Genomic DNA, 8704 nt, shown 5'->3' with positions numbered 1-8704 from the left:
CTTTTTTTCCTCCCCCCTCCTTTTTGGCCCCCCCCCCCCCCCCCCCCCCCCCCCCCCCCCCCCACCCCCCTCCCCCCCCCCCCCCCCCTCCTCCCCCCCCCGGGGGTCTGGGGGCGGCGCCCCCAGCGGCCAGCCCGCAGGGGCTACCGGCGGCGCATGTCGGCCACCCGCGCCCGCTCCGCCTGGGGCTCCGGCAGCATGCCCGCGGCCCGCAACTGCGGCGTCGGCCCGCCACGCCTCTGCACCGGCAGCGGCGACTCGCGGCGCGGCCGCCGCCCCTGCATCCCGTCCACACCGCCGGAGGCCACGGCCCCGCCGGCCACGGTGATCTGCACGCCCTGGTCCGCCAGCGCCTGCAGCTCCGTACCCGCCCGGTCGTCGTGCGGTGGCGGCTCGTCCGTCACCAGCCGCGTCATCACATCGGTGGGCACGGTCTGGAACATGGTGTCGGTACCGAGCTTCGTGTGGTCGGCCAGCACCACCACCTCCGCCGCCGCCTGCACCAGCGCCCGGTCCACACTGGCGGACAGCATGTTGGACGTGGACAGCCCGCGCTCGGCGGTCAGACCGCTGCCCGACAGGAAGGCCCGGGAGACCCGCAGCCCCTGGAGGGACTGCTCGGCCCCGCTGCCCACGAGGGCGTAGTTGGACCCGCGCAGGGTGCCGCCGGTCATGACCACCTCCACCCGGTTCGCGTGGGCCAGGGCCTGGGCGACGAGCAGCGAGTTGGTGACGACGGTCAGTCCGGGCACGCGGGCGAGCCGGCGGGCCAGCTCCTGCGTCGTGGTACCCGCGCCGACGACGACGGCCTCGCCCTCTTCCACGAGGGAGGCCGCGACATCGGCAATGGCGGTCTTCTCCGCCGTCGCGAGATGGGACTTTTGCGGAAAGCCGGACTCCCGCGTGAAACCGCCCGGCAAGACCGCACCGCCGTGCCGGCGGTCGAGGAGTCCTTCTGCCTCCAGTGCCCGCACGTCCCGCCGTACGGTCACTTCGGAGGTCTGGACGACGCGGGCGAGCTCCCGGAGCGATACCGCTCCGTTGGCCCGCACCATTTCGAGGATCAATTGGCGACGTTCTGCAGCGAACACGAAACTGACAGTAACCCCAACGACCGTCTGCTTTCAGCTCTTTACGCCGGAATACCGAAGTTGTCCATAAAGCGGGGCGACTAGTGGTATACGCAGCCCGAGAGTTGCGTGAACTTCTCACCACGAAACGACGCCCCGCCCCAAACCCCTTACGGCATGCGGCGGTTAGCCGGGATCAGGCCTCCCCGGCGGCCTTTCGCGTGTGCAGCTGGCGGGCCACCTCGGCGATCGAGCCGGAGAGCGAGGGGTACACGGTGAACGCGTTTGCGATCTGCTCGACCGTCAGGTTGTTGTCGACGGCGATCGAGATGGGGTGGATCAGCTCGCTCGCACGCGGGGAGACGACCACACCGCCGACGACGATGCCGGTGCCCGGGCGGCAGAACATCTTCACGAAGCCGTCGCGGATGCCCTGCATCTTGGCGCGGGGGTTGCGCAGCAGCGGGAGCTTCACCACGCGGGCGTCGATCTTGCCGGCGTCCACGTCCGCCTGGGTGTAGCCGACGGTGGCGATCTCCGGGTCGGTGAAGACGTTCGAGGAGACCGTCTTGAGGTTCAGCGGGGCCACCGCGTCACCGAGGAAGTGGTACATCGCGATGCGGCCCTGCATCGCCGCGACCGACGCGAGCGCGAAGACGCCCGTGACGTCACCGGCGGCGTACACGCCGGGCGCGGAGGTGCGCGAGACCTTGTCGGTCCAGATGTGCCCGGAGTCCTTGAGCCGGACCCCGGACTCCTCCAGGTTCATGTTCTTGGTGTTGGGGATCGCGCCGACCGCCATCAGGCAGTGCGTACCGGTCAGCACGCGGCCGTCGGAGAGGGTGACCTCGACCCGGTCGCCCACCCGCTTGGCGGATTCGGCACGCGAGCGCCCCACGACGTTCATGCCGCGGCGCCGGAAGACGTCCTCCAGCACGGCGGCGGCATCCGGGTCCTCGCCGGGCAGCACGCGGTCGCGGGAGGACACGAGGGTCACCCGGGAGCCGAGGGCCTGGTACGCGCCGGCGAACTCGGCGCCGGTCACACCGGAGCCGACCACGATGAGCTCCTCGGGGAGCTCGTCGAGGTCGTAGACCTGGGTCCAGTTCAGGATCCGCTCGCCGTCGGGCATGGCGTCGGGGATCTCGCGCGGGGTGCCGCCGGTCGCGATCAGGACGGCGTCCGCGGTCAGGATCGTCTCGGACCCGTCGGCGGCGGTGACGATGACGTCCCGGGTGCCGTCGATGCCCTGCGGCCCGCCGAGCTTGCCGCGGCCGCGCACCACGCGGGCGCCGGCCCGGGTGACGGAGGCGGTGATGTCGTGCGACTGGGCGAGCGCGAGGCGCTTGACACGCCGGTTCACCTTGCCGAGATCCACGCCGACGACGCGCGCGGCCTGCTCGATGTGCGGGGTGTCGTCCGCGACGACGATGCCGAGCTCCTCGTACGAGGAGTCGAAGGTCGTCATCACCTCGGCGGTCGCGATCAGAGTCTTGGAAGGTACGCAGTCGGTCAGGACCGAGGCCCCGCCCAGACCGTCGCAGTCGACGACGGTCACCTCCGCGCCGAGCTGGGCCCCCACCAGGGCTGCCTCATACCCGCCGGGTCCGCCGCCGATGATCACGATCCGGGTCACGAAAAGTCCGCCTCACGTCTACCCGGCCGGCTGCCGCCCCGGCCGGTGTTCCGGGGGGTCTCCCCGGGGGATGCATTCCGTGCCCCATTGTCCCGCACGCTTCACGGTGCTTCGCGCCCGGTCCCGCCATCCGGACACGCGTGCACCGGCACCCCTCCCGTACTCTCGACCACATGTCGCTCTACGCCGCGTACGCCGGCAACCTCGACCCGCGGCTGATGACGCGCCGCGCTCCGCATTCGCCGCTGCGCGGCACGGGCTGGATCAACGACTGGCGGCTGACCTTCGGCGGCGAGCAGATGGGCTGGGAGGGCGCTCTCGCCACGATCGTCGAAGCCCCGCGCCACCAGGTCTTCGTCGCGCTGTACGACATCGCGCCGCTGGACGAGGACTCGATGGACCGCTGGGAGGGTGTCGGGCTCGACATCTACCGCCGGATGCGGGTGCGCGTGCACACGCTGGACGGCGAGGAGGCGGCCTGGGTGTACGTCCTGAACGGCTACGAGGGCGGCCTGCCCTCGGCGCGCTACCTCGGCGAGATCGCGGACGCCGCCGAATCCGCGGGCGCCCCCCACGACTACGTGATGGAAATCCGCAAGCGCCCCTGCTGACCCCCTGCGGGGCTGCTCGACCAATTCAGCCCCGCCGGCGATGGAGGCACGGGGCCCGGGGCGGAGCCCCGATCTTTCGGCCCCGCCGGCGCTCGAGGCACGGGACCCGGGGCGGAGCCCCAACCCCAGCCCCGCCGGCCCTTGAGGCGCGGGGCCCGGGGCGGAGCCCCGATCTTTCGGCTCCGCCGACACCCACGGTGCGAGGCCCCCGGCAGGGACCCGCACCGCCCCCGCCACCCCTTCGGGGACGTTTCGGCGGAAACGACAAGGCAACGATCCGAACACCGTGAGCTGTGCCATCTACGCGCGTAGGCCCGAAGGAGTTACGCTCGTCCGCGTGAACGCATCTGTTACCGACCCCTTCGCCGCCGCCGACGCCGCAGCCGCCCGCCTGCGTGAGCTGACCGGCGTGGACACCCACGATGTCGCCCTCGTGATGGGCTCCGGATGGGCCCCCGCCGCAGAGGCGCTCGGCGCCCCCGAGGCCGAGTTCCTCGTCACCGAGCTGCCCGGCTTCCCGCCCGCCGCGGTCGAGGGCCACGGCGGCAAGATCCGCTCGTACAAGATCGGCGACAAGCGCGCCCTGGTCTTCCTCGGCCGGACCCACTACTACGAGGGCCGCGGCGTCGCCGCCGTCGCCCACGGCGTGCGCACCGCCGTCGCCGCCGGCTGCAAGACCGTCGTGCTGACCAACGGCTGCGGCGGTCTGCGCGAGGGCATGAAGCCCGGCCAGCCCGTCCTGATCAGCGACCACCTCAACCTGACGGCCACCTCGCCGATCGTCGGCGCGAACTTCGTCGACCTCACCAACCTGTACTCGCCGCGCCTGCGCGCGATGTGCAAGGAGATCGACGCGAGCCTCGAAGAGGGCGTCTACGTCCAGTTCCCCGGCCCGCACTACGAGACCCCGGCCGAGATCAACATGATCCGCGTCATGGGCGCCGACCTGGTCGGCATGTCCACCGTCCTGGAGGCCATCGCCGCCCGTGAGGCCGGCGCCGAGGTGCTCGGCATCTCCCTGGTCACCAACCTGGCGGCGGGCCTGTCGGGCGAGCCGCTGAACCACGAAGAGGTCCTCCAGGCCGGCCGCGACTCGGCCGCCCGCATGGGCACGCTGCTGACGCAGGTCCTCGCCCGCATCTGATCGACGTACGAGAGCTAAGGCGGAAGCAGTGCAGGAACAGGCACAGGCACAGGACGACCTGATCATCCGGGCGCAGGCCTGGCTGGCCGAGGACCCGGACCCGGAGACGGCCGCGGAACTGGCCGCGCTCATCGAGGCCGGCGACACCGCGGAGCTCGCGGACCGCTTCTCGGGCACCCTGCAGTTCGGCACCGCCGGACTGCGCGGTGAGATCGGCGCCGGCCCGATGCGGATGAACCGCGGTGTGGTCATCCGGGCCGCGGCGGGCCTCGCGGCCTACCTGTTGGCCCAGGGCCACGACGGCGGCCTGGTGGTCGTCGGCTACGACGCCCGCTACAAGTCGGCGGACTTCGCCCGCGACACCGCGGCCGTCATGACCGGCGCCGGGCTGCGCGCGGCCCTCCTGCCCCGCCCTCTGCCGACGCCCGTCCTCGCGTACGCGATAAGGCACCTCGGCGCCGTCGCCGGCGTCGAGGTGACCGCGAGCCACAACCCGCCCCGGGACAACGGCTACAAGGTCTACCTCGGCGACGGCTCGCAGATCGTCTCCCCGGCCGACACCGAGATCGCGGCGCAGATCGCGGCGGTCGGGAAGCTGGCCGGCGTACCGCGCCCCGAGGCGGGCTGGCAGGAACTCGGCGACGAGGTCCTGGAGGCCTACCTGGCGCGCACGGACGCCGTCCTGACCCCCGGCTCCCCCCGGGGCGTGCGGACCGTCTACACGGCCATGCACGGCGTCGGCAAGGACGTCGTCATGGCGGCCTTCGCCCGGCACGGCTTCCCGGAGCCGGTGCTCGTCACCGAGCAGGCCGAGCCCGACCCGGCCTTCCCGACCGTGGCGTTCCCCAACCCGGAGGAGCCGGGCGCGATGGACCTGGCCTTCGCGAAGGCCGCCGAGGTCCAGCCCGACATCGTGATCGCCAACGACCCGGACGCGGACCGCTGCGCCGTGGCCGTGCCCACCGTGGACGGCTGGCGGATGCTGCGCGGCGACGAGGTCGGCGCGCTGCTGGCGGCCCACCTGGTCCACAAGGGGGCCCGCGGCGTCTTCGCCGAGTCCATCGTCTCCTCCAGCCTCCTGGGCCGGATCGCGGAGGCGGCGGGCGTCGGCTACGAGGAGACGCTCACCGGCTTCAAGTGGATCGCCCGCGTCGAGGGCCTGCGCTACGGCTACGAGGAGGCGCTCGGCTACTGCGTGGACCCCGAGGGCGTCCGCGACAAGGACGGCGTCACCGCCGCCCTGCTGGTGGCGGAGCTGGCCTCGGTGCTCAAGGAGCAGGGCCGCACCCTGACCGACCTGCTGGACGACCTGGCGATGGCCCACGGCCTGCACGCCACGGACCAGCTGTCGGTGCGCGTGTCGGACCTGTCGATCATCGCCGACGCGATGGCGGCGCTGCGCGCGCGGCCGCCGGTGTCGCTGGCGGGTCTGCGGGTGGTCTCGGCGGAGGACCTGTCCAAGGGCACGGAGAGCCTCCCGCCCACGGACGGCCTGCGCTACTACCTGGACGGCGAGTACAAGGCCCGGGTCATCGCCCGCCCGTCGGGTACCGAGCCCAAGCTGAAGTGCTACCTGGAGGTCGTGGTCCCGGTGGCCGAGGCCTCCGACCTGGCGGCGGCCCGCGTCCGCGGCCAGGAGGTCCTGGACGCGATCAAGAAGGACCTCTCCGCCGCTATGGGCATCTAGTGCTGTGACCGGGAAGGTTCACCGGGTCACGACGCCCGGCACGGCGCCTCGCCGCGTTGTCGGACCGCGCAAGTACGTCCAGTACGAGCCGCGGTCCTCCGCCTTGCGATCCACCGCACCGGACGACGCGACCCGGCAAACCTTCCCGGCCACAGCACTAGTCCTTCCCGCGCCGCTCGCGCGCCTCGGCCCAGGGGGCCTCCCCGGCTTCGCGCCGCTGCGCCGGACTCCGTCCGTCGGGCACGAAGCCGGGGCTTCGGCCCCCTGCCCGGCCCGGTCCCGCCCCGTCCGGCAGGACCGGGCCATCAACTCCTCCCGGCCCCTTGAGCCCCGTCCGGCTCAGGGGGCCGGTGGCATTTTGCGGGGGCCGGACGCACGCCGGCCGGAGGGCGGCGCAGCGGCGCGAAGCCGGGGAGGCGCCCCGGCGCCGAGCCGCGCGAGCGGTGCGTGGAGAAGGAGTGCGGCGCGTCAGGAAGGAGTGGGGGTCGGGCGGACCAGTTCGCCCAGCGTCGGCACCGACTCCGGCCGCGAGCGGACCGCCTCCGTGCATTCCCACGTCCGCGGCGGATCCGCGTCCGGCCCGCCCAGGGTCACCGGGCCCGGGGTCGCCTTCAGGGCCTCGCTGCCCGCCAGCGTGCAGACGATCTGCGAGAGCGCCACCGGCGGCAGGTCCTCCGGCTTGCGGCTGAGCCGCACCGTGCCCGCCGGGTCGCCCGCCCTCGGCGCTCCCGCCGACAGCCCGACCGGGACCTCGCTCGTGAAGCCCGCGTCCCGCTCCTCCGTGGTCGGCGTCCGCTCCAGCGCTTCCAGCAGCGCCTGCGCGACCAGCGCCAGGGGGTCCCGTACGGGCTTCTTCTCAGGGACCGGAATCACTCGCTCCACGCCCACCAGCTGTGATCCGCAGACCAGTTCCACCGTGGCCCGGAAACCCTGCACCCCGCTCGGCTGCTCCTGCGTGTCGCACGACACCCGGGACGGTGCCGGGCCCACGTCCACCGGTACGGTCGTCGCCCGGATCCCGCAGGCGGACGTCGCGAGCAGCAAGGCCCCGACGAACGGGGCCAGCACCGCCGGTGCCACCGGCAGAGCCCTACGCATCCTCGTCACCCGCGATCACCTTTCCCACGTCCACCGGCAGCCGCAGCGTGAACAGCGCCCCGCCGCCCGCCACGTTGGCAGCCGTGATGTCGCCGCCGTGGATGTGCGCGTTCTCCATCGCGATCGACAGGCCGAGCCCGCTGCCGTCCGACTTCGGCCGCGACGCGCTCGCCTTGTAGAACCGGTCGAAGACGTGCGGCAGGACCTCCTCGGGGATGCCCGGACCGTTGTCCTGCACCGCGATCACCAGCCACTCCCCCTCCACCGTCACCGACACCCGTACCGGCGAGCCGCCGTGCTTGAGCGCGTTGCCGATCAGGTTGGCGAGGATGACGTCGAGGCGGCGCGGGTCGAGCCGGGCCACGATGCCCCGCTCGGCGTCGAGTTCGACCGCGTCGAGCCAGGCCCGGGCGTCGATGCAGGCCGTGACCTGGTCGGCGACGTTCACGTCGTCCAGCACCAGCTTGGCCGTACCCGCGTCGAAGCGGGTGACCTCCATCAGGTTCTCCACCAGGTCGTTGAGGCGGCGCGTCTCGCTGACGACGAGCGCCACGGCCGGTGCGATCATCGGATCGAGGTCGTCGACCTCCTCCTCCAGCACCTCGGCCACCGCCGTCAGCGCGGTCAGCGGCGTCCGCAGCTCGTGCGACATGTCCGCGACGAAGCGCCGGCTCGACTCCTCCCGCGCGCTCATGTCGGCGACCTTCTTCTCCAGCGCCTCGGCCGTCTTGTTGAAGGTGTGCGACAGGTCGGCGAGTTCGTCCGTGCCCGACACCTCGAGGCGGTGGTCGAGCTCGCCCTCGCCGAGCCGCCGCGCCGCGTCCCCGAGCCGCTGCACGGGCTTGAGCACGGTACGGGCCGCGGCCTGTGCCAGCAGGGCGGAGCCGAGCAGCGCGAGACCGGTGGCGATGGTCAGCGACCAGCCGAGCGCGTTCAGGTCGTCCCGCTCCTGCGCGAGGGACTTGGACATGTAGCCGGTGAGCCCGCCGCCCACGATCCGCGTCCCGCCGACCAGGTACGGATTGCCGTGCGGCTTCGTCCGCTGCCAGTACACGTGGTACTCGGAGTCGTTCGCGGCGGTGGTCTTCTGCCGGTCGTTCACCGCGTTCTGCAGGGACTTCGGTACGTTGGCCAGCCCGAAGGAGTCGGGCCCCGCCGCGCCGAAGATCTGCCGGTTGTCCTTGCCCACCTGCACCAGCAGGACGCTGTATCCGGGGCTGCTGCCCGCCATCAGTTCGGCGGTGCGCTGCAGCTCCTCGGCGGTGGGATCGGCGGGCAGCGCGGCGGCCCGGTTCTGCATCTCCTGCCGGAAGTCGCCGAGGGCCGCGTCCTGGACGCGGGTGAGGACGGCCTCGCGGTTGAGCCAGTAGGCGATCCCGGAGGCCGAGACCGCGGCCGTCAGCGCGACCAGGCAGAACACCATGAGGAGCCGCAGCCGCAGGCTGGTCCAGCGCCGGC

General features: G+C 72.7%; 7 protein-coding genes. 3 read left to right on the top strand and 4 right to left on the bottom strand.

Annotated features, from left to right (window positions below; genetic code table 11):
- Positions 1-143: 143 nt before the first annotated feature.
- Complete coding sequence (locus ACZ573_RS01950) at positions 144-1091, bottom strand: DeoR/GlpR family DNA-binding transcription regulator (RefSeq protein ID WP_471297741.1); 948 nt, start codon at positions 1089-1091, stop codon at positions 144-146.
- Positions 1092-1266: 175 nt separating this feature from the next.
- Positions 1267-2706 (bottom strand): NAD(P)H-quinone dehydrogenase, encoded by a 1440-nt coding sequence (locus ACZ573_RS01945; protein ID WP_052873218.1) that lies wholly within the window; start codon positions 2704-2706, stop codon positions 1267-1269.
- A 173-nt stretch (positions 2707-2879) separates the two neighbouring features.
- Between ACZ573_RS01945 and ACZ573_RS01940 the strand changes: the two genes are divergently transcribed.
- The 3 genes from ACZ573_RS01940 (at position 2880) to ACZ573_RS01930 (ending at position 6148) form a co-directional block, all read left to right on the top strand.
- Complete coding sequence (locus ACZ573_RS01940) at positions 2880-3317, top strand: gamma-glutamylcyclotransferase family protein (protein ID WP_030012228.1); 438 nt, start codon at positions 2880-2882, stop codon at positions 3315-3317.
- A gap of 337 nt (positions 3318-3654) precedes the next feature.
- Positions 3655-4461, top strand: coding sequence for a purine-nucleoside phosphorylase (locus tag ACZ573_RS01935; RefSeq protein WP_471297739.1), 807 nt, complete (start codon positions 3655-3657; stop codon positions 4459-4461).
- A 28-nt stretch (positions 4462-4489) separates the two neighbouring features.
- The gene (locus ACZ573_RS01930; RefSeq protein WP_471297737.1) at positions 4490-6148 is read left to right on the top strand and encodes a phospho-sugar mutase; all 1659 of its coding nucleotides are present in this window, start codon (positions 4490-4492) and stop codon (positions 6146-6148) included.
- Between the two features lie 468 nt (positions 6149-6616).
- Here the strand turns inward: ACZ573_RS01930 and ACZ573_RS01925 are convergent, their stop codons facing one another.
- Entirely contained in the window at positions 6617-7246 is a 630-nt protein-coding gene (locus ACZ573_RS01925; RefSeq protein ID WP_471297735.1) for a hypothetical protein, read from the bottom strand.
- Positions 7239-8669, bottom strand: a complete 1431-nt coding sequence (locus ACZ573_RS01920; RefSeq protein ID WP_471299007.1) for a sensor histidine kinase — start codon at positions 8667-8669, stop codon at positions 7239-7241. The genes ACZ573_RS01925 and ACZ573_RS01920 overlap by 8 nt, the downstream gene beginning before the upstream one ends.
- Between the last annotated feature and the right edge of the window lie 35 nt (positions 8670-8704).

The organism is Streptomyces sp. NPDC040545 (assembly GCF_055595065.1).
The sequence above is the reverse complement of the archived record's forward strand: the minus strand, read 5'-3'. Positions and strand labels throughout refer to the sequence as shown.

What these genes read in the sequence shown, in the direction of transcription:
- ACZ573_RS01940 (WP_030012228.1), top strand. Translation starts at nt 2,880, where the DNA reads ATGTCGCTCTACGCCGCGTACGCCGGCAACCTCGACCCGCGGCTGATG.
- ACZ573_RS01925 (WP_471297735.1), bottom strand. Translation starts at nt 7,246, where the DNA reads ATGCGTAGGGCTCTGCCGGTGGCACCGGCGGTGCTGGCCCCGTTCGTC.
- ACZ573_RS01920 (WP_471299007.1), bottom strand. Translation starts at nt 8,669, where the DNA reads ATGGTGTTCTGCCTGGTCGCGCTGACGGCCGCGGTCTCGGCCTCCGGG.